Origin of the sequence: Paraburkholderia azotifigens (assembly GCF_007995085.1) — a bacterium.
GTDB classification, from domain to species: Bacteria; Pseudomonadota; Gammaproteobacteria; order Burkholderiales; family Burkholderiaceae; genus Paraburkholderia; species Paraburkholderia azotifigens.
Genome location: NZ_VOQS01000001.1, coordinates 1,034,840 through 1,055,420, shown reverse-complemented (window position 1 = coordinate 1,055,420; position 20,581 = coordinate 1,034,840). Strand labels below are relative to the sequence as shown.

Annotated in this window: 19 protein-coding genes; 18 read left to right on the top strand and 1 reads right to left on the bottom strand. The window is 63.0% G+C overall.

Annotated features, from left to right (window positions below; translation table 11 throughout):
• Window positions 1–56: 56 nt before the first annotated feature.
• The 16 genes from rpsB (at window position 57) to FRZ40_RS04595 (ending at window position 16,290) form a co-directional block, all read left to right on the top strand.
• A complete protein-coding gene (rpsB, locus tag FRZ40_RS04670; RefSeq protein WP_028368448.1) occupies window positions 57–809 on the top strand; it encodes a 30S ribosomal protein S2 in 753 nt (250 codons plus the stop codon).
• Between the two features lie 192 nt (window positions 810–1,001).
• On the top strand, window positions 1,002–1,883 hold the full coding sequence (tsf, locus tag FRZ40_RS04665; protein ID WP_147233504.1) for a translation elongation factor Ts: 882 nt from the start codon (window positions 1,002–1,004) through the stop codon (window positions 1,881–1,883).
• Window positions 1,884–2,127: 244 nt separating this feature from the next.
• Window positions 2,128–2,841 carry a UMP kinase gene (gene pyrH / locus FRZ40_RS04660; protein ID WP_012400732.1) on the top strand — a complete coding sequence of 238 codons (714 nt, stop codon included), beginning with the start codon at window positions 2,128–2,130 and terminating at the stop codon, window positions 2,839–2,841.
• Window positions 2,842–2,934: 93 nt separating this feature from the next.
• Window positions 2,935–3,495, top strand: coding sequence for a ribosome recycling factor (gene frr, locus FRZ40_RS04655; RefSeq protein WP_028368446.1), 561 nt, complete (start codon window positions 2,935–2,937; stop codon window positions 3,493–3,495).
• Between the two features lie 71 nt (window positions 3,496–3,566).
• A complete protein-coding gene (gene uppS, locus FRZ40_RS04650; RefSeq protein ID WP_028368445.1) occupies window positions 3,567–4,349 on the top strand; it encodes a polyprenyl diphosphate synthase in 783 nt (260 codons plus the stop codon).
• The gene (locus FRZ40_RS04645; protein ID WP_028368444.1) at window positions 4,343–5,164 is read left to right on the top strand and encodes a phosphatidate cytidylyltransferase; all 822 of its coding nucleotides are present in this window, start codon (window positions 4,343–4,345) and stop codon (window positions 5,162–5,164) included. Before uppS ends, FRZ40_RS04645 begins: the two co-directional genes overlap by 7 nt.
• Before the next feature lie 22 nt (window positions 5,165–5,186).
• A complete protein-coding gene (locus tag FRZ40_RS04640) occupies window positions 5,187–6,392 on the top strand; it encodes a 1-deoxy-D-xylulose-5-phosphate reductoisomerase (protein WP_147233503.1) in 1,206 nt (401 codons plus the stop codon).
• A gap of 7 nt (window positions 6,393–6,399) precedes the next feature.
• Complete coding sequence (gene rseP / locus FRZ40_RS04635) at window positions 6,400–7,788, top strand: RIP metalloprotease RseP (RefSeq protein ID WP_028368442.1); 1,389 nt, start codon at window positions 6,400–6,402, stop codon at window positions 7,786–7,788.
• A gap of 65 nt (window positions 7,789–7,853) precedes the next feature.
• Window positions 7,854–10,166, top strand: a complete 2,313-nt coding sequence (bamA, locus tag FRZ40_RS04630) for an outer membrane protein assembly factor BamA (protein ID WP_147233502.1) — start codon at window positions 7,854–7,856, stop codon at window positions 10,164–10,166.
• A gap of 86 nt (window positions 10,167–10,252) precedes the next feature.
• On the top strand, window positions 10,253–10,744 hold the full coding sequence (locus tag FRZ40_RS04625) for an OmpH/Skp family outer membrane protein (RefSeq protein WP_051446479.1): 492 nt from the start codon (window positions 10,253–10,255) through the stop codon (window positions 10,742–10,744).
• Between the two features lie 100 nt (window positions 10,745–10,844).
• Entirely contained in the window at window positions 10,845–11,921 is a 1,077-nt protein-coding gene (gene lpxD / locus FRZ40_RS04620) for a UDP-3-O-(3-hydroxymyristoyl)glucosamine N-acyltransferase (protein ID WP_147233501.1), read from the top strand.
• Between the two features lie 169 nt (window positions 11,922–12,090).
• A complete protein-coding gene (gene fabZ, locus FRZ40_RS04615) occupies window positions 12,091–12,552 on the top strand; it encodes a 3-hydroxyacyl-ACP dehydratase FabZ (protein WP_028368438.1) in 462 nt (153 codons plus the stop codon).
• Between the two features lie 166 nt (window positions 12,553–12,718).
• Window positions 12,719–13,507 carry an acyl-ACP--UDP-N-acetylglucosamine O-acyltransferase gene (gene lpxA / locus FRZ40_RS04610; RefSeq protein ID WP_028368437.1) on the top strand — a complete coding sequence of 263 codons (789 nt, stop codon included), beginning with the start codon at window positions 12,719–12,721 and terminating at the stop codon, window positions 13,505–13,507.
• Between the two features lie 3 nt (window positions 13,508–13,510).
• Entirely contained in the window at window positions 13,511–14,680 is a 1,170-nt protein-coding gene (lpxB, locus tag FRZ40_RS04605) for a lipid-A-disaccharide synthase (RefSeq protein ID WP_147233500.1), read from the top strand.
• Window positions 14,677–15,438, top strand: a complete 762-nt coding sequence (gene rnhB / locus FRZ40_RS04600; RefSeq protein ID WP_028368435.1) for a ribonuclease HII — start codon at window positions 14,677–14,679, stop codon at window positions 15,436–15,438. The genes lpxB and rnhB overlap by 4 nt, the downstream gene beginning before the upstream one ends.
• Window positions 15,439–15,507: 69 nt before the next feature.
• On the top strand, window positions 15,508–16,290 hold the full coding sequence (locus tag FRZ40_RS04595; protein WP_028368434.1) for a TrmH family RNA methyltransferase: 783 nt from the start codon (window positions 15,508–15,510) through the stop codon (window positions 16,288–16,290).
• A 70-nt stretch (window positions 16,291–16,360) separates the two neighbouring features.
• Here FRZ40_RS04595 and ppsR read toward each other — a convergent pair whose 3' ends face one another.
• Window positions 16,361–17,176 (bottom strand): posphoenolpyruvate synthetase regulatory kinase/phosphorylase PpsR, encoded by an 816-nt coding sequence (ppsR, locus tag FRZ40_RS04590; RefSeq protein WP_028368433.1) that lies wholly within the window; start codon window positions 17,174–17,176, stop codon window positions 16,361–16,363.
• A gap of 393 nt (window positions 17,177–17,569) precedes the next feature.
• Here ppsR and ppsA point away from each other — a divergent pair, with 393 nt between their 5' ends.
• Together ppsA and FRZ40_RS04580 are read left to right on the top strand one after the other, a co-directional pair.
• Complete coding sequence (ppsA, locus tag FRZ40_RS04585; protein ID WP_028368432.1) at window positions 17,570–19,975, top strand: phosphoenolpyruvate synthase; 2,406 nt, start codon at window positions 17,570–17,572, stop codon at window positions 19,973–19,975.
• Window positions 19,976–20,094: 119 nt separating this feature from the next.
• A complete protein-coding gene (locus tag FRZ40_RS04580) occupies window positions 20,095–20,547 on the top strand; it encodes an NfeD family protein (RefSeq protein WP_028368431.1) in 453 nt (150 codons plus the stop codon).
• The last annotated feature ends 34 nt before the right edge of the window (window positions 20,548–20,581 follow it).

The following is a 20,581-nucleotide window of genomic DNA, read 5'->3' as shown; positions in this document are numbered from 1 at the left end:
AGGCGGCGCGGCGGATACGGCAGCCGGCTTAAGACCCAACCCTAGCGGAGATTTTCATGGCAGTTACCATGCGTCAGATGCTGGAAGCCGGTGTCCACTTCGGTCACCAGACGCGCTTCTGGAACCCCAAGATGGCCCCCTTCATTTTCGGCCATCGCAACAAGATTCACATCATCAACCTCGAAAAGACGCTGCCGATGTACAACGACGCGCTGAAGTACGTGCGTCAACTGGCAGCGAACCGCGGCACGATCCTGTTCGTCGGCACGAAGCGTCAATCGCGCGACACGATCGCGGAATCGGCGCAGCGCGCAGGTATGCCGTTCGTCAACGCACGCTGGCTGGGCGGCATGCTGACCAACTTCAAGACGCTGAAGGTTTCGATCAAGCGCCTGAAGGACATGGAAGCAGCTGTCGAGGCAGGCGAGCTCGAGAAGATGAGCAAGAAGGAAGCGCTGCTGTTCGAACGCGAAATCGCCAAGCTGCAAAAGTCGATCGGCGGCGTGAAGGACATGGGCGGCATTCCTGACGCAATCTTCGTCGTGGACGTCGGTTATCACAAGATTGCCGTGACGGAAGCGAACAAGCTGGGCATCCCCGTCATCGCCGTGGTCGACACGAACCACTCGCCGGAAGGCATCGATTACGTGATCCCGGGTAACGACGACGCCAGCAAGGCAGTCGCGCTGTACACGCAAGGCGTGGCCGACGCGATCGTCGAAGGCCGTGCGAACGCGGTCAACGAAGTCGTGCAGGCTGTCCGCGGCGGCGACGGCGACGAGTTCGTCGAGGTCAACGGGGAAGCGTAAAGCACCCTGTGTCCGGCAAAAAAGGGGGCTCTCTATAGGCCCCTTTTTTTAAGTCGCGACGATCTGAATGAGCGTGCCGCAATGGGCACGCGGCAGCGCCCGAAGAAATAAATGTGCGCTGCGCGGAAACGAAATGCTGTCGCCGGCATCGAATGCGGGCGGCGTGTGACAGACAGACTCAAGGAGCGAATGATGGCGGCAATTACCGCAAGCATGGTGGCAGAACTGCGCGCGAAGACCGATGCGCCGATGATGGAATGCAAGAAGGCGCTGACGGAAGCCGACGGCGACATGGCGCGCGCGGAAGAACTGCTGCGCGTGAAGCTCGGCAACAAGGCAAGCAAGGCAGCGTCGCGCGTCACGGCTGAAGGCGTGATCGCTTCGTTTATCGAAGGCGGCGCTGGCGCGATCGTCGAACTGAACTGCGAAACCGACTTCGTTTCGAAGAACGACGACTTCATCGGCTTCACGAAGAAGGTCGCGGAACTGGTCGTCAAGCAGAACCCGGCTGACGTCGCTGCGCTGTCGGCGCTGGCGCTCGACGGCTCGACGGTCGACGCAGTGCGCTCGGCGCTGGTCGGCAAGATCGGTGAAAACCTGTCGATCCGCCGCTTCGCACGCTTCGAAACGTCGAACAAGCTGGCAGCGTACCTGCACGGCACGCGCATCGGCGTGCTGGTCGAGTACACGGGCGCGGACGAGCAGGTCGGCAAGGACGTCGCGATGCACATTGCGGCCATGAAGCCGGTTTCGCTGTCGTCGGACGAAGTTCCCGTCGACCTGATCGCGAAGGAACGCAGCATCGCCGAACAGAAGGCTGCCGAATCGGGCAAGCCGGCTGAGATCGTCGCGAAGATGGTCGACGGTTCGGTGCAGAAGTACCTGAAGGAAGTGTCGCTGCTGAACCAGCCGTTCGTGAAGAACGACAAGCAGACGATCGAGCAGATGCTGAAGGCAGCGGGCGCAAGCGTGCAGAAGTTCGCGCTGTTCGTGGTCGGCGAAGGCATCGAGAAGCGCCAGGACGATTTCGCGGCTGAAGTCGCTGCGCAAGTTGCTGCTGCAAAGCAACAATAAGCATCGTTTAAGTTTCACGCAGTACCGTTTGACCCGCGGCGGGGCTGGACTTCGCCGCGGCCGGCAGCGCCCTTGGGCTGCGCCGCGCGAAAAGTGCGCCGCAGTCGCCCGGTTGGCAGGCTTCGACCGATCGTCGAGGCGCGTCAATTTGGCGGCGCTTGCCCGAACCCGTATTTCACCCCTACAGTTAGTTCCTTGTTGTTTGGCGGCTTTTTGCCCTGCTCAGCGCGATCCGGATATCTCTATGCCCACTGCCTATAAACGCGTCCTCCTCAAACTCTCTGGCGAAGCCCTGATGGGCGATGATGCATTCGGCATCAATCGTGCGACGATCGAAAGAATGGTGGCGGACGTGGCCGAGGTAGTGCGGCTCGGTACGCAGCTGGCCGTGGTGATCGGCGGCGGCAATATCTTTCGCGGCGTGGCGGGCGGCGCAGCGGGCATGGACCGTGCAACGGCTGACTACATGGGCATGCTGGCCACGATGATGAACGCGCTGGCGCTGCAGGATGCAATGCGTCACGCCGGCATCGAGGCACGCGTGCAGTCGGCGCTGCGCATGGATCAGGTGGTCGAGCCTTACATCCGCCCGCGCGCAATCCGCCAGCTGGAAGAGGGCAAGGTCGTGATTTTCGCGGCCGGCACGGGCAATCCGTTCTTCACGACCGACACGGCGGCTGCGCTGCGCGGCTCGGAAGTCGGCGCCGAAGTGGTGCTGAAGGCGACCAAGGTCGACGGCGTCTACTCGGCGGATCCCAAGAAGGATCCGTCGGCGACGCGCTACACGACGATCAGTTTCGACGAGGCAATTGGCCGCAACCTGCAGGTGATGGACGCGACGGCGTTCGCGTTGTGCCGCGACCAGAAGCTGCCGATCCGCGTGTTTTCGATCGTGAAGCCGGGCGCGCTCAAACGCATCGTGCAGGGCGAAGACGAAGGCACGCTCGTCCACGTGTAAACTCTCTTTCATTCTGTGGGCTTGAACGCGGGCTCAGGCTGCGCCTCTCGCGCTGGCGGGCCCGCATCGTTTTGAAGGTTCGGAGGTTTAATCATGTCTGTGGCTGACATCAAGAAAGGCGCTGAGCAGAAGATGCAGCGCTCGATCGACGCGTTCAAGAACGATCTGTCGAAGATCCGCACGGGCCGTGCTCACACGGGTCTGCTCGATCATATCCAGGTCGACTACTACGGTTCGCCCGTACCCATTTCGCAGGTCGCGAACCTGACGCTCGTCGACGCCCGCACGATTGGCGTGCAGGCGTGGGAAAAGAAGATGGTTCCCGTCATCGAAAAGGCGATCCGCGAATCGGATCTGGGCCTGAACCCGGCGTCGCATGGCGATGTGATCCGCGTGCCGATGCCCCCGCTGACGGAAGAGCGCCGCAAGGAACTCACGAAGATCGTCAAGAGCGAAGGCGAAACGGCGAAGGTGGCGGTGCGCAATCTGCGCCGCGACGCGAACGAGCAGCTGAAGAAGCTCGTGAAGGACAAGGAAATCTCGGAAGACGACGAGCGCCGCGCCGGCGACGACGTCCAGAAGCTGACGGACAAGTTCGTGGCCGAGATCGACAAGCTCGTGCAAACCAAGGAAGGCGAGATCATGACGGTTTGATGCTCTGGTGCAAACCGGACATGCAAACTTTCACTGATCATCGTTCCTTTCTTTAGCTTTACCCGACGGCCATGACCTATACAAGCTCAACCGTTCGCGTACCTGACGTGGCAGCTGTACCGCGTCACATCGCGATCATCATGGACGGCAATGGCCGTTGGGCGACTCAGCGCCGTCTCCCGCGCGTCGCGGGTCACACCCGCGGCGTCGACGCCGTGCGTGCAGCTGTCGAAGCCTGCGCGCGCCAGGGCGTCGAATATCTGACGCTGTTCGCCTTCAGTTCTGAAAACTGGCGCCGCCCGACCGACGAAGTGTCGTTCCTGATGCGCCTGTTCGTCACCGCGCTCGAGCGCGAAATCGGCAAGCTGCACGCAAACGGCATTCGTTTGCGGGTGGTCGGCGATCTCGCGATGTTCGACAAGAAGATCCGCGATCTGATCACGCGGGCCGAAACCAAGACGGCGAAGAACACGCGCCTCACGCTCACCATTGCCGCGAACTACGGCGGCCGCTGGGACATCATGCAGGCCACGCGCAAGCTGGTCGAGCAGTCGGTGGCGGCGGGCCAGTCCGTCGACATCAACGAGGAAGCGTTCGCCGAACACCTCGCGATGGCGTACGCACCCGAGCCGGACCTGTTCATCCGCACGGGCGGCGAGCAGCGGATCAGCAACTTCCTGTTGTGGCAGCTCGCGTACACCGAGTTCTATTTCACCGACGCCTATTGGCCCGATTTCGACGCCGCAGCGCTCGACCGGGCGATCGCCTCGTACACCGGGCGTGAGCGCCGCTTCGGCCGCACCAGCGCGCAACTCGAACCGCAATCGCAAAACGTCGATTCGCTTCCATGCTAAAAACCCGTGTCATCACGGCGATCGTCCTGCTGGCCATTCTTCTGCCCGTCACGCTGTGGGCGCCGATTGGCGGCTTCGGCGCGCTGATCGCGTTCGTCGTCGTGTTCGCCGCGTGGGAATGGGCGCGGCTGCTGAAGCTGCCGGGCGCCGGGCCCGTGATCTACGCGATCGTCGCCGCGCTCGCGCTCGTCGCCAGCACGAAACTCGGCACGGGCGTCACGGCGCCGCGGCCGCTTTTCCAGGCGTCGTCAATCTTCTGGATATTTGCCGGCCCATTCGTGCTGCTGCGCAAGCCGACGCTTGCGCAGGGCGCATGGCGGCCGTTCCTGCTGCTGGCGGGCGTCGTCGTGTTCGCGGCCTGCTGGCATGCCCTCGTCGCCGCGCGGATGGCGGGCGTGCCATTCGTGCTTTCCCTGCTGCTGGTGGTCTGGCTGGCCGATATCGGCGCATACTTTGCCGGTAAGGCGTTCGGCAAGCACAAGCTCGCGCCGTCGATCAGCCCCGGCAAGACGTGGGAAGGCGCGCTCGGCGGCTGGCTGGCCGTGATGATCGTCGCGGCCGTCGCCGTAGCCACCCACGCCTTCGCGCCGACCCTGTTTTCCGCGCTGCTCGACCATCTGGGCACCGCTCGTGCGTTTGCCACGCTGACCTTGCTGGTCGTGTTCAGCGTGGTGGGCGATCTGTTCGAATCGATGCTCAAGCGCCAGGCCGGCGTGAAGGATTCGAGCAATCTGCTGCCAGGTCATGGCGGCGTGCTCGACCGCATCGACGCTTTGTTGCCGGTGCTGCCGCTCGCGATGCTCGTATTGTCGTAGCCCATTGGCTAGAGAAAGAGATATGCAAAAACGACTCACTTTGCTCGGTTCCACGGGCTCGATCGGAGACAGCACGCTCGACGTCGTCGCGCGTCATCCTGAACGTTTCTCGGTGTACGCACTGACGGCACACCGCAACGGCGACAAGCTCGTCGAGCAATGTCTGCGCTTCCAGCCCGAAGTGGCCGTGGTCGGCGATGCCGATACGGCGGCGGACGTGGCTGCGAAACTGCGCGCCGCGGGCTGCAAGACGGAAGTCACATACGGTCCGCAGGCGTTGGTCGACGTGTCGAAGAGCGACGGCTGCGATACCGTGATCGCCGCGATCGTCGGCGCGGCCGGTCTCGAGCCGAGCCTCGCGGCCGCGCGCGCGGGCAAGCGCATCCTGCTCGCGAACAAGGAAGCGCTCGTGATGTCGGGCTCGATCTTCATGGACGCGGTGCGCGACAACGGCGCGATCCTGCTGCCCGTCGACAGCGAGCACAACGCGATTTTCCAGTGTCTGCCGCGCGAATCGGCGCTGCATGGCGGCGTGTCGAAGATCATTCTCACGGCGTCGGGCGGCCCGTTCCGCACGCGCGAACCGTCCACGCTTAGCGACGTGACGCCGGAAGAAGCGTGCAAGCACCCGAACTGGGTGATGGGCCGCAAGATCTCCGTCGATTCCGCGACGATGATGAACAAAGGCCTCGAAGTGATCGAGGCGCACTGGCTCTTCGACCTGCCGGGCGAGCGCATCGAAGTGCTGATCCATCCGCAGAGCGTGATCCACTCGCTCGTGTCGTACGCGGACGGTTCGGTGCTCGCGCAACTGGGCAACCCGGATATGCGCACGCCCATCGCGCACGCGCTCGCGTTCCCGGATCGTGTGGACTCGGGCGTCGCGCAACTCGACCTCGTGCAGATCGCGCAGCTGTCGTTCGAAAAGCCCGATTACACGCGCTTCCCGTGCCTCGCGCTCGCCATGAAGGCGCTATCCGAAGGCGGCGTCGCGAGCGCGGCGCTGAACGCCGCCAACGAGATCGCCGTCGAAGCATTCCTGTCGCGCCGCATTGGTTTCATGGCTATCGCGCAAGTGGTCGATGCCGTGCTGAATGCGCTGCCCAACCGCGAGGCGACGAGCCTCGCCGACGTGGTCGATGCCGACGCCGCCGCGCGCCGCGCCGCCCACGCTTTCATCGACGGTCTGCCGGCGGGCGCTCGCCTAACGGAACGCGCCGTCCAGTGAGGCGTTTATGAACCTGCTGATCGAACTGGTCGCCTTCGCAGTCGCGATTGGCGTACTGGTGGTCGTCCATGAGTATGGCCACTACAGCATCGCCCGCCTCTGCGGCGTCAAGGTGCTGCGTTTTTCGATCGGTTTCGGCAAGCCGCTCGCGCGCTGGGTCAGCAGGAAGACGGGCACGGAGTGGACCATCGCGGCATTGCCGCTTGGCGGTTACGTCAAGATGCTCGACGAGCGCGAAGAGGGCGCGCCCATTGCGCCCGCCGACTTGCCGTTCGCGTTCAACCGTCAATCGGTCGCCAAACGCATTGCGATCGTAGCAGCAGGTCCTGTCGCCAACTTCATCCTTGCCATCGTGCTGTTCGCAGCTGTGTTCGCGACGGGCGTCACGGAGCCAGCGGCGATCGTCGCTGCGCCCGCTGCCGAAACAGCTGCGGCGCGCGCGGGCTTCGATGGCGGCGAAACCGTGGTGGCCGTGCGCGATGCCAATGCGGGCGAGTCCGAAGCGGTGCGCTCGTGGTCCGATCTGCGCTGGAAGCTGCTGGGCGCCGCGTTCGATCACAAGCGCGTCGTGCTGAGCGCGAAGGACGCGCACGGCACGTTCGATTTCCCGCTCGACCTGCAAAGCCTGACCGAAAAGGAAGTCGATGACGAATTCATGTCGCGTCTTGGCTTCGAGCCGGGCGGCGGCACGCTTTCCGTAGCGGGTGTGCAGGCAGGCAGCGCGGCACTCCAGGCGGGCCTCAAGGCAGGCGACCGCATCCGCGCCGTCGACGGTCATCCCGCTGACAACGCAACGACCTTCATCAACTACATCAAGTCGCATGCGGGCAAGCCGATCGTGCTGCAGATCGAGCGCGGCGCGAAGAATCAGCAGGCGGGTGCATTACAGAATCTAACCATCGTGCCGGGTGCGCAGCGCGATGAAGCGACGGGCCAGCCGATCGGCAGGATAGGCGCGGAACTCGCGACCCAGGTGCCTTCCATCGACGTGCGTTATGGTCCCGTCGAAAGCCTGCGGCTCGGCGTGCATCGCACGTGGGATCTGGCTGTGTACTCGGTGCGGATGTTCGGCCGGATGATTGTCGGCGAAGCATCGCTGAAGAACCTGTCGGGCCCCGTGACCATCGCGGACTACGCGGGCAAGAGCGCGAGACTCGGTCCGTCAGCATTCCTTTCGTTCCTCGCGCTTGTCAGCATAAGCCTCGGCGTGCTCAACCTTTTACCAATACCGGTATTGGACGGGGGGCATCTGTTATATTATCTGGTTGAAGCTGTTACCGGCAAAGCCGTATCGGATCGCTGGCAGCTCGTTCTTCAAAGAGCGGGACTGGCATGTATCGTCGCCTTGTCGGCGATCGCGCTGTTCAACGATCTTGCTCGTTTAATCCATTTTTAAAGTGTCTGGCGGCGTACGATGGCGCCCGCCTGACCTGATGCAGCTATACACACTGGGGAAGCACGTTGTTTAAACCTCATCGCTTTGTTCCAAAGACGGTTGTAGCCGCGGCAATCGCCGCGCATGGGCTGGTAGCTCACGCGACGACACCCTTTGTGGTGAAAGACATTCGGATCGAAGGGCTGCAACGGGTCGAGCCCGGCACGGTGTTCTCCTACCTTCCGATCAAGCAAGGCGATACGTTTTCCGACGAGAAGGCTTCCGAAGCCATCCGCGCGCTGTACGCAACGGGCTTCTTCAACGACGTGAAGATCGCCACGGAAGGCGACGTCGTGGTGGTGCAGGTGCTCGAGCGTCCCGCCATCGGCACGATCGATTTCTCCGGCCTGCATGAATTCGAGAAAGACAACCTGATCAAGGCGCTGCGCGCCGTCGGTCTGTCGCAGGGCCGCTATTACGACAAGGCGCTCGTCGACAAGGCCGAACAGGAACTGAAGCGCCAGTATCTGACGCGCGGTTTCTACGCAGCTGAAGTCACGACTACGATCACGCCGATCGATCGCAACCGTGTTGCGGTCCTGTTCGCCGTGATCGAAGGTCCGAGCGCGAAGATCCGCCAGATCAACTTCATTGGCAACAAGGCGTTCAGCACGGGCACGCTGCGCGACGAAATGCAGCTGTCCACGCCGAACTGGTTCTCGTGGTACACGAAGAACGACCTGTATTCGAAAGAGAAGCTCACGGGCGACCTCGAGAACGTCCGCTCGTACTACCTGAACCGCGGCTATCTCGAGTTCAACATCGAGTCGACCCAGGTGTCGATCACGCCGGACAAGAAGGACATGTATCTGACGGTGACGCTGCATGAAGGCGAGCCGTACACGATCAACAGCATCAAGCTCGCGGGCAATCTGCTCGACCGCGAAGCCGAGCTGAACAAGCTGATCAAGATCAAACCGGGCGACCGCTTCTCTGCGGAAAAACTGCAGGCCACGACCAAGGCCATCGTCGACAAGCTCGGCGAATACGGCTACGCGTTCGCGACAGTGAACGCGCTGCCGCAGATCGACCAGGAACATCACAAGGTCGACCTCACATTGCAGGTCGATCCGAGCCGCCGTGTGTACGTGCGCCGCATCAACGTGGTCGGCAACACGCGGACGCGTGACGAAGTCGTGCGCCGTGAAATGCGCCAGCTCGAAAGCTCGTGGTTCGATTCGAACCGCCTCGCACTGTCGAAAGACCGTATCAACCGTCTTGGTTACTTCACGGACGTCGACGTGACGACGGTGCCCGTGGAAGGCACGCCGGACCAGGTGGACGTCGACGTCAAGGTCGCCGAAAAGCCGACGGGCGCGATCACACTGGGTGCAGGCTTCTCGTCGACGGACAAGGTGGTGCTGTCGGCGGGCGTGTCGCAGGACAACGTGTTCGGCTCGGGCACGAGCCTGTCGGTGAACGTGAATACCGCGAAGACGTACCGCACGCTGACGGTCACGCAGGTCGATCCGTACTTCACGGTCGACGGCATCAAGCGCATTACCGACGTCTACTACCGCACGTACGAGCCGCTGTACTACTCGACGGATTCGAGCTTCCGTATCGTCACGATGGGTGGCGACCTGAAGTTCGGCATTCCGTTCTCGGAAGTCGACACGGTGTACTTCGGCGCGGGCTTCGAGCAGAACACGCTCGACGTCGACGCGAACACGCCGCAGGCCTACAAGAACTACGTGCAGGACTTCGGCCGCGTGTCGAACAACGTGCCGCTGACGGTCGGCTGGTCGCGCGATGCGCGTGACAGCGCGCTGGTGCCGAGCCGCGGCTACTTCACGCAGGCGAACGCCGAATACGGCACGCCGATCGGCGGCACCCAGTATTACAAGGCCGACTTGCAGGCGCAGTACTATTACTCGTTCTCGCGCGGCTTCGTGCTCGGGTTCAACGTGCAAGGCGGCTACGGCAACGGTATCGGCAACGCGTACCCGATCTTCAAGAACTACTACGCAGGCGGTATCGGTTCGGTCCGTGGCTATGAACCGAGCTCGCTGGGTCCGCGCGACAAGGTCACGAACGACCCGATCGGCGGCAACAAGATGTTCGTGACGAACGTCGAACTGACATTCCCGCTGCCGGGAACCGGCTATGACCGCACGCTGCGTGTGTTCACGTTCCTCGACGCCGGTAACGTCTGGGGCGATTCGCGTCAGGGCGGCGACACGACGGTCGGCTCGAACGGCCTGCGCTATGGTTACGGTGTCGGTCTCGCGTGGATTTCGCCGATCGGGCCGCTCAAGCTGTCGCTGGGCTTCCCGCTCCAGAAGCACACGGGCGACCAGTATCAGAAGTTCCAGTTCCAGATCGGTACGGCGTTCTGATTACGCGCGCCAGAACTGGAACCCCTTACAGCATCGAGAGGATGACTTTGCTAACTGGTATGTTTTCGAAACGTGTGGCGTGTGCAATGGCTCTGGCCATGACGCTCGGCGTGGGCGCCGCAAACGCGGCGCAGGCGCAGGAAGCGCGAATCGCCGCGGTGAATTCGGATCGCATCCTGCGTGAGTCGACGTTGGCGAAAGCGGCGCAGACCAAGCTCGAAGCGGAGTTCGCGAAGCGCGACAAGGACCTGCAGGACATGGCGCAGCGTCTGAAGTCGATGTCCGACTCGCTGGACAAGAACGGCGCGTCGCTGGCGCCTGCCGACCGCGCGCAGAAGCAGCGCGACCTGTCGCAACTCGACACGGACTTCCAGCGCAAGCAGCGCGAATTCCGCGAAGACCTGAACCAGCGTCGTAACGAAGAACTGGCGTCCGTGCTCGATCGCGCGAACAAGGTGATCAAGCAGATCGCCGAGCAGCAGCACTACGATCTGATCGTGCAGGAAGCGGTCTACGTGAGCCCGCGCATCGACATCACCGACCAGGTGCTCAAGGCGCTGGCATCGAGCGGCAATTGAAGCCGGGCCTGACGGCGTGTCCACCCGTCGTCAGGTGCAACCTCTCCGGCGCGCGGCAACCGCGCAAGTCTGGTAACTGAACAGCAGGAGCAGTACACGCATGGCATTCACGCTCGAGGAGATCGTCCAGCGGTTCGGCGGAGAGATCGTCGGCGATCGCGCGCACCGCGTCGGCAATCTGGCGCCGCTCGATCAGGCTGGCCCCGATCAACTGGCGTTTCTCGCCAACCCGAAGTACCTGGCGCAAGTCGAGACGACGCGCGCGGGCGCTGTGCTGATCAATGCAGCCGACCTGGCGAAGCTTGCCTCGACGGGCGGCCGCAATTTCATCGTCACCCCGAATCCCTACGCGTATTTCGCGCGCCTCGCGCAGGCCTTCATCGACATGGCCACGCCGAAGGCGCAGCCGGGCGTGCATCCCGGTGCAACCGTCGACCCGTCTGCGCAAATCGCAGGAACGGCCGTCATCGGCCCGAACGTGACGGTCGAAGCGGGCGTCGTGATCGGCGAGAACGTGCGCCTCGACGCGAACGTGTTCGTCGGGCGCGGCACGACGATCGGCGCGGGCGCACGGCTGTACCCGAACGTCGCCGTGTATCACGGCTGCAAGATCGGCGAGCGCGTGATCGTCCACGCGGGCGCGGTGATCGGCTCGGATGGCTTCGGTTTCGCACCGGACTTCACCGGCGAAGGCGACGCGCGCACGGGTAGCTGGGTGAAGATTCCGCAGGTTGGCGGCGTATCGATCGGGCCCGACGTCGAAATCGGCGCAAATACCACGATCGATCGCGGCGCGATGGCCGATACTGTCATCGAAGAATGCGTGAAGATCGATAACCTCGTACAGATCGGCCATAACTGCAAGATTGGCGCCTACACGGTGATCGCAGGTTGCGCGGGCATCGCGGGCAGCACGACGATCGGCCGCCACTGCATGATCGGCGGCGCGGTCGGCATCGCCGGTCACGTCACGCTGGCGGACTACGTGATCGTCACGGCCAAGTCGGGCGTATCGAAATCGCTTCTGAAACCCGGCATCTACACGAGCGCTTTTCCGGCCGTGGACCATGCCGACTGGAACAGGAGCGCCGCGTTGATGCGCAACCTCGACAAGTTGCGCGATCGCATCAAGGCGCTCGAAGCCGCAGTCGCCAGCGCCTCCGGAGACAAGGCGTAAGCACGTCGGGCACCATAGGCACGACGGGAAGAGAACGCTGGCGCACGCTGCCGACAGGCGGCGCGCAGCCGGCACAGGAACGGGCGGCAGGGCGCGTCATGATTGGCTTGTCCCTTGCACCCAGCATTCGCAGTCATCATCGCGCAACCCCCGCGTGAGCAGAAACACCATGAGCACCGAAAAAATCAATCTCGACATTCACAAGATTCTCACGCTGTTGCCGCACCGCTATCCGATCCTGCTTGTCGATCGGGTGCTCGAACTCGAGCCGCACAAGAGCATCAAAGCGCTGAAGAATGTGTCGATCAACGAACCGTACTTCATGGGTCACTTTCCGAAGCGCCCCGTCATGCCGGGCGTGCTGATTCTGGAGGCGCTCGCACAGACGGCCGCGCTCCTGACGTTCGCGGAAGAGCCGCACGACCCCGACAACACGCTGTACCTGTTCGTTGGCATCGACAACGCACGCTTCAAGCGCGTCGTCGAACCGGGCGACCAGCTGATCCTGAACGTGAACTTCGAGCGCCATATGCGCGGCATCTGGAAGTTCAAGGCGCGCGCCGAAGTGGACGGCCAGGTGGCCGCCGAAGCGGATCTGATGTGCGCGGTGCGCCAGACGGACAGCGAATAAGTCCGCATCGGTGTCATAGCCGGGCTTGTCGGAGAGTTCGCTGCAGCGAAGACAGACAATCGAAACATCGGGCGGTCACAACAACGCTTTCACCCGTGACCGTGCCGGCGCGTCGGATGATGCAACGGCGTCATCCGCGCGAGCAACGCAATTCAAGCGAGGGCGCATGAGCAGGATTCATCCCACTGCGATCATCGAGTCGGGCGCGCAGCTCGGCGAATCGGTCGAAATCGGACCGTACGCGATCGTCGGCGCGAACGTCACGATCGGTGCGCGCACGACGGTCGGTTCGCATAGCGTGATCGAAGGCCACACGACGATCGGCGAAGACAATCGCATTGGCCATTACGCGTCGGTCGGCGGTCGTCCGCAGGACATGAAGTACCGCGACGAGCCGACGAAGCTCGTCATCGGCAACGGCAACACCATCCGCGAATTCACGACGATCCACACGGGCACCGTGCAGGACAAGGGCATCACCACGCTCGGCGACGACAACTGGATCATGGCCTACGTGCATATCGGCCACGACTGCCAGATCGGCAACAATGTAATCCTGTCGAGCAATGCGCAGATGGCGGGCCATGTGCTGATCGGCGATCACGCGATCGTCGGCGGCATGTCGGGCGTGCACCAGTTCGTGCGGATCGGCGCGCACTCGATGCTGGGCGGCGCGTCGGCACTCGTGCAGGACATCCCGCCGTTCGTGATCGCGGCAGGCAACAAGGCGGAGCCGCACGGCATCAACGTCGAAGGGTTGCGCCGCCGCGGTTTTTCGGCGGATGCAATTTCGGCGCTGCGTTCGGCCTATCGTCTGCTGTACAAGAACGGCCTGTCGCTCGAAGAAGCGAAGGTGCAGTTGCGCGAACTCGCGGCGGCGGGCGGCGACGGCGACGAGCCGGTGCGCGCGCTCGTGGAGTTCGTCGAGCAGTCGCAGCGCGGCATCATTCGCTAACCGATGCCGTTGCCTACCAGTCCCCTACGGCTCGCAATGGTGGCCGGCGAGCCGTCGGGCGACCTGCTGGCGGCTTCCTTGCTGGACGGGCTCGCGGCCCGTCTGCCGGACACGACGCAGTACTTCGGTATCGGCGGCCAGCGCATGATCGCGAAGGGTTTCGACGCGCATTTCCCGATGGAAAAGCTGTCGGTGCGCGGCTATGTCGAAGCGCTGAAGCACATTCCCGAAATTCTCGGCATCCGCAACGAACTGAAGCGCCAGTTGCTGGCCGAGCCGCCGTCAGCGTTCATCGGCGTCGATGCGCCCGATTTCAACTTCGGCCTCGAGCATCCGCTGCGCGACGCGGGCATACCGACCATCCATTTCGTCTGTCCGTCAATCTGGGCATGGCGCGGCGGCCGCATCAAGAAGATCGTCAAGGCTGTCGATCACATGCTGTGCGTGTTCCCGTTCGAAAAGGCGCTGCTCGAGAAGTCGGGCGTGACGGCGACCTATGTCGGCCATCCGCTCGCCGACGAGATTCCGCTTGAACCGGACACGGCCGGTGCACGCCGCGAACTCGGCCTGCCCGAGGGCGGTCCGGTGATCGCCGTGCTGCCGGGCAGCCGGCGTTCGGAGATTTCGCTGATCGGTCCGACGTTCTTCGACGCGATGGAACTGATGTTGCAGCGCGAGCCGGGCGTGCGTTTCGTGATGCCGGCCGCCACGCCGGCGCTGCGTGAACTGCTGAAGCCGCTCGTCGACGCCCACCCGAAGCTGCCGCTCACGCTGACGGACGGCAATGCGCAGCGCGCGATGACGGCCGCCGACGCGATCCTCGTGAAAAGCGGCACGGTCACGCTGGAAGCGGCGCTGCTCAAGAAGCCGATGGTGATTTCGTACAAGGTGCCCTGGCTGACAGGGCAAATCATGCGTCGGCAGGGCTATCTGCCGTACGTCGGCTTGCCGAACATTCTGGCCGGGCGTTTCGTGGTGCCGGAAATCCTGCAGCACTTTGCGACGCCGCAAGCGTTGGCCGACGCCACGCTGACCCAGTTGCGCGACGAGGCAAACCGGCGCACGCTGACGGAAATCTTCACCGAGATGCATCACGTGCTCAGGCAGAACACAGCGCAGCGCGCAGCGGAAGCCGTCGTAAGCGTGATTGAAGCGCGCCGGGGGCGTCCATGACCCGCGCGGCGGGAGCGGGCGCGCCGCGCAGCACGCCGGGCGGTAAGTCGGCCTCGAAGGCGATTGCGCAGGTCGGCCTCGATTTTTCGTCACCGGACGACATCGTCTGTGGCGTCGACGAAGCGGGGCGCGGTCCGCTGGCGGGGCCGGTCGTGGCCGCCGCCGTGATTCTCGATCCGTCGAAGCCGCGCATGCGCGGCCTGACCGATTCGAAAGCACTGACGGCGAAAAAGCGCGAAGAACTGTACGACAAGATCATCGAGCGCTCGCTGGCGTATTGCATCGCGTCGGCGTCCGTCGAAGAAATCGATTCGCTGAACATCCTGCACGCAACGATGCTCGCGATGAAGCGCGCCGTCGAAGGCTTACACGTTGCGCCGACGCTCGCGAAAATCGACGGCAACCGGTGTCCCACGCTGAGCATTCGCAGCGAGGCGATCGTCAGCGGCGACCTGCTCGTGCCGTGCATTTCGGCAGCCTCGATTCTCGCGAAGGTCACGCGCGACCGGATGTTGCTGGAGTTGCATCAGACGTTCCCGATGTACGGTTTCGACGCGCACTCGGGCTATGGCACGCCGCAGCATCTGACGGCGCTGCGCGAGCATGGGCCGTGCGAGCATCACCGGCGCTCGTTTGCGCCCGTGCGCGAGGCGCATCTGCGGCTCGGCAAGGCGGTCGATCTGCCGGCCGGCGTCGTGATCGTGCCGCCCGTCGCGCCCGACGACGCCTTCCTCGCCGACGACAGCGCGCCGTTCTGAATCGGCCGTCACCCATCAAGCGCCTGCGGGCGCTTTTCTTTTCACCGCTTTTTATCTCGCTCGTCGCCTGTGAAAGCCATCACCTCGCGGGACAACCCGCTCTACAAGCGTCTGAAGGCACTGGCCGGCTCGACGCATCAACAGCGCAAGAGCGGCCATGCGCTGCTCGAAGGGTTTCATCTCGCGAGCGCTTATCTCGACGTCGCCGGGCAGCCGGAAACCTGCATCGTTACGGAAGGCGCGCTGCGGCACGACGAGGCGCAGGCGATCGTCGCGCGTATCGAGGAACGGCGTATCGTCACGCTGCCCGATGCGCTGTTCGGCCAACTGTCGAATGTCGTCAACGGCGTCGGGATGCTGCTGCTGGTCGAGAAGCTCGATCTGCCGCTTCCCGAGCGCGTGACGCAAGGCTGCGTCGTGCTCGACGGTGTGCAGGATGCGGGCAACGTGGGGTCGATTCTGCGCAGCGCGGCGGCGGCGGGCATCGGCCACGTGTTCTGCGCACCGGGTACGGCATACGCGTGGTCGTCGAAGGTGCTGCGTTCGGCTATGGGCGCCCATTTCCTGTTGCAGATTCACGAAGATGCCGAGCCGGATACGCTGATCGAACGCCTCGACGTGCCGATCGCGATCACGGACTCGCATGGCGCAGAGGCGATCTACGACACCGATTTGTCGGGGCCCGTCGCGTGGGTGTTCGGCAATGAAGGGGCGGGCGTGTCGCAGGCCTGGCGCGATGCCGTCACGTATCGCGTGACGATTCCACAGCCGGGCGGGATGGAGTCGCTGAATGTGGCGGCCGCCGCCGCCGTGTGTCTGTTCGAGCAGTGCCGGCAGCAGCGCGGCCGTTGACGCTTCGCCAGATGCAAAAAACGCCGCTGTTTCCAGCGGCGTTTTCATTTTCAGGTCGCTTCGCGAGCGCTCAATACGACGAGCGGTCGAGCCGGATTTCCTGCAGGATGGTCGTCGCGATTTCCTCGATCGACTTGTGCGTCGACGAGAGCCACTTGATCCCTTCGCGCCGCATCATCGTTTCGGCTTCATTGATCTCGTAGCGGCAGTTTTCGAGCGCCGCATACTTGCTGCCGGGGCGCCGCTCGTTGCGGATCTCCGACAGGCGCTGCGGATCGATCGACAAGCCGAACATCTTCGCGCGATGCGCATACAGCGGCGTCGGCAGCTTGCCGCGCTCGAAGTCCTCGGGAATCAGCGGATAGTTCGCTGCCTTCACACCGTACTGCATCGCCAGATAGAGGCTGGTCGGCGTTTTGCCGCTGCGCGACACGCCCACGAGGATCACGTCGGCTTCTTCAAGATTGCGATTCGACTGGCCGTCGTCGTGCGCCAGCGAGAAGTTGATCGCCTCGATCCGGTTCTTGTATTCCTCGGTGTCCGCGTTCTGGTGGCCGCGGCCCATCGCGTGGCTCGACTTCAGCTCCAGTTCCTGCTCGAGCGGCTCGACGAACGTCTGAAACATGTCGAGCACGAGCGCGTTCGAGTCCTTCACGATCTGGTTCGACGCGCTGTTCACGAGCGTCGTGAAGACGATTGGGCGGCGACCTTCGTGATGGGCGGCTTCGTTGATCTTTTCGAGCGTGGCGTAGGCTTTTTCCGTCGAATCGACGAACGGCACGCGGACCAGGCGGAATTTCTGGTCGAACTGGGAGAGGATCGAGTGCGCGAAGGTTTCGGCAGTAATCCCGGTACCGTCGGAGACGATGAATACGGTGGGCGGCATCAGTGAACAGGGAACATGAGCGTCAAAATCCGCTCGAATCAGACATTGCGGCAAGCCGCGCGCGCCAGTCGGCGTGCATTTCTCGTCCGACAGTCACATTTCGAGAGTCGGCACGGTAGAATAGCGGCAACCTGTTGGATAAGCAATTGCAGCCAAATCGCGTGTAACTATCTGTTATCGCTCTTTGATTGCGTCGCGATTTGTTCGTATCTTGCATGGCATCGCTGCAAATTCGTTCAATCTCCAGCTTCGTCGGGCTTCGTGTCGAACGCGAAGCCTGTAGCGATTGCTTTTCCAACAGGTTGCGTAAGGCACGGGTTCACGCTTCCAATGGGCGCCCCGTGTTCAAGCCCACTTGCGCAATCGAGCATTTTTTCACACTTAGGGGCTTGTATGACTAACGCAGTTAACGTTGCTAAGGATCAGGCGTATGTAGTTCCATTCGAGCAGTTGCGAATGACCGACGTGGAAATCGTCGGCGGCAAGAATGCGTCGCTCGGCGAGATGATCAGTCAGCTCGCCGAAGCCGGCGTGCGCGTGCCGACGGGTTTTGCCACGACGGCGCTCGCATTCCGCGACTTCCTGCATCACAACAACCTGACCGAACGCATCGCCCAACGCCTCGAGACGCTCGACGTCGACGACGTGAAGGCGCTCGCCGCTGCAGGCAAGGAAATCCGTCAATGGATCATCGACGCCCCGTTGCAGTCGCGTCTCGAACAGGAAATCCGCGCTGCGTTCGAAACCCTCTCGAACAGCTCGCCTGAAGAGCTGTCGTTCGCCGTCCGTTCGTCGGCCACGGCGGAAGACCTGCCCGACGCATCGTTCGCCGGTCAGCAGGAAAGCTATCTGAACGTCGTCGGCATCGAAGACGTGCTCGACCGCATGAAGCACGTGTTCGCGTCGCTGTACAACGACCGCGCCATCTCCTATCGCGTCCACAAGGGCTTCACGCATGCTGAAGTCGCGTTGTCGGCGGGTGTGCAGCGCATGGTGCGCTCGGACGTCGGCGCAGCGGGCGTGATGTTCACGCTCGACACGGAATCGGGCTTCAAGGACGCCGTCTTCATTACGTCGAGCTATGGCCTCGGTGAAACCGTCGTGCAAGGCGCGGTGAATCCGGACGAGTTCTACGTCTTCAAGACCACGCTCGCGCAGAACAGGTACCCGATCATCCGCCGCTCGATCGGCTCGAAGCTCATCAAGATGGAATTCACGAAGGCGGGCGAAGCTGGCCGCGTGAAGACCGTCGACGTGCCGCACGAGCAGCGCAACCGCTTCTCGATCACCGACGAAGACGTGATCGAACTGGCGAAATACGCGGTCATCATCGAAAAGCACTACCAGCGTCCGATGGACATCGAGTGGGGCAAGGACGGCCGCGACGGCAAGATCTTCATCCTGCAGGCGCGTCCCGAAACGGTGAAGAGCCAGGGCGGCAACAAGGCCGAGCAGCGCTTCAAGCTGAAAGGCCAGTCGCAGGTGCTGGCGACGGGCCGCGCAATCGGTCAGAAGATCGGCGCGGGCCCCGTGCGCGTGATTCACGATCCGTCGGAAATGGAGCGTGTGCAGCCGGGCGACGTGCTGGTCGCGGACATGACCGACCCGAACTGGGAACCGGTGATGAAGCGCGCAGCGGCCATCGTCACGAACCGTGGCGGCCGTACCTGCCACGCGGCGATCATCGCGCGTGAGCTGGGCGTGCCGGCAGTCGTCGGCTGCGGCGACGCGACGGACGTGCTGAAAGACGGCGCGCTGGTGACGGTGTCGTGCGCGGAAGGCGACGAAGGCAAGATCTACGACGGGCTGCTCGAAACGGAAGTGACGGAAGTCCAGCGCGGCGAACTGCCGGAGATTCCCGTCAAGATCATGATGAACGTCGGCAACCCGCAGCTCGCTTTCGACTTCGCGCAACTGCCGAACAAGGGCGTGGGTCTCGCGCGTCTCGAGTTCATCATCAACAACAACATCGGCGTTCACCCGAAGGCGATTCTCGAGTACCCGAACGTCGATGCGGACCTGAAGAAGGCCGTCGAAAGCGTCGCGCGCGGTCATGCGTCGCCGCGTGCGTTCTACGTCGACAAGCTGACGGAAGGCATCGCCACGATTGGCGCGGCTTTCTATCCGAAGCCTGTGATCGTGCGTCTGTCGGACTTCAAGTCGAACGAGTACAAGAAGCTGATCGGCGGTTCGCGCTACGAGCCGGACGAGGAAAACCCGATGCTGGGCTTCCGCGGCGCGTCGCGTTACATCGCCGAAGACTTCGCGCAGGCGTTCGAAATGGAGTGCATCGCGCTCAAGCGCGTGCGCGAAGAGATGGGCCTCGACAACGTCGAGATCATGGTGCCGTTCGTGCGCACGCTGAAGCAGGCGGAGCGCGTGGTCGGCCTGCTGGCGAAGTACGGCCTGAAGCGCGGCGAAAACGGCCTGCGCCTGATCATGATGTGCGAGATTCCGTCGAACGCGATCCTCGCCGAAGAGTTCCTGCAGTACTTCGACGGCTTCTCGATCGGTTCGAACGACCTGACGCAGCTCACGCTCGGCCTCGATCGCGACTCGGGCATGGAACTGCTCGCTGTCGACTTCGACGAGCGCGATCCCGCCGTCCAGTTCATGCTCAAGCGCGCGATCGAAACGTGCCTGCGTCTGAACAAGTACGTCGGTATCTGCGGTCAGGGCCCGTCGGATCACCCCGACTTCGCGGAGTGGCTGACCAAGGAAGGCATCGCGTCGATCTCGCTGAATCCGGACACGATCATCGATACGTGGCAGGCGCTGGCGAAAGTCACTGCGAAGTAAGCATTGCGCATCGATTCGTAGAGGTACGTAAAACGTGCCTCATCGAACGATAAAACGCTGGCGCTTCATGCTATAAACACCCCGGTAGCTCCGGGGTGTTTTGCTTTGTGGAGGCGCAAGTGTTGCAAAGTGGACTGTTCTGGTGGATCGGCGCAGGCGTGCTGGTCGTGCTCGAACTGATGCACGGCACGTTCTATCTGCTGATGGTGGCGCTCGGCTTCATCGCGGCGGCGCTCGCGAATCTGGCTGGCTTCGATCTCTCGCTGCAACTCGGCATTGCGGCCGCCGTCGCGCTCGCGGCGATGCTTCTGCTGCGCAAGTCCCGCTTCGGGCGCAAGACCCGAAAACGCGCCGAGGCCGCACACAATCCCGACGTGAACCTCGATATCGGCTCGACGCTGACCGTCTCTGCATGGCACGACGGGCATGCGCGCGCGAACTATCGTGGCGCGTCGTGGGACGTCGAGCTGGCGCCCGGCGAACCCGAGGACGCGCATCTCTACGAAATCACCGCATTGCGTGGCAATTGTCTCGTCGTCGTCGCCAGCCGGCATACGGCGGCGCGAGCCTAGGTCGTTCGAACGGATTCACGCGTCGCCAGGACGC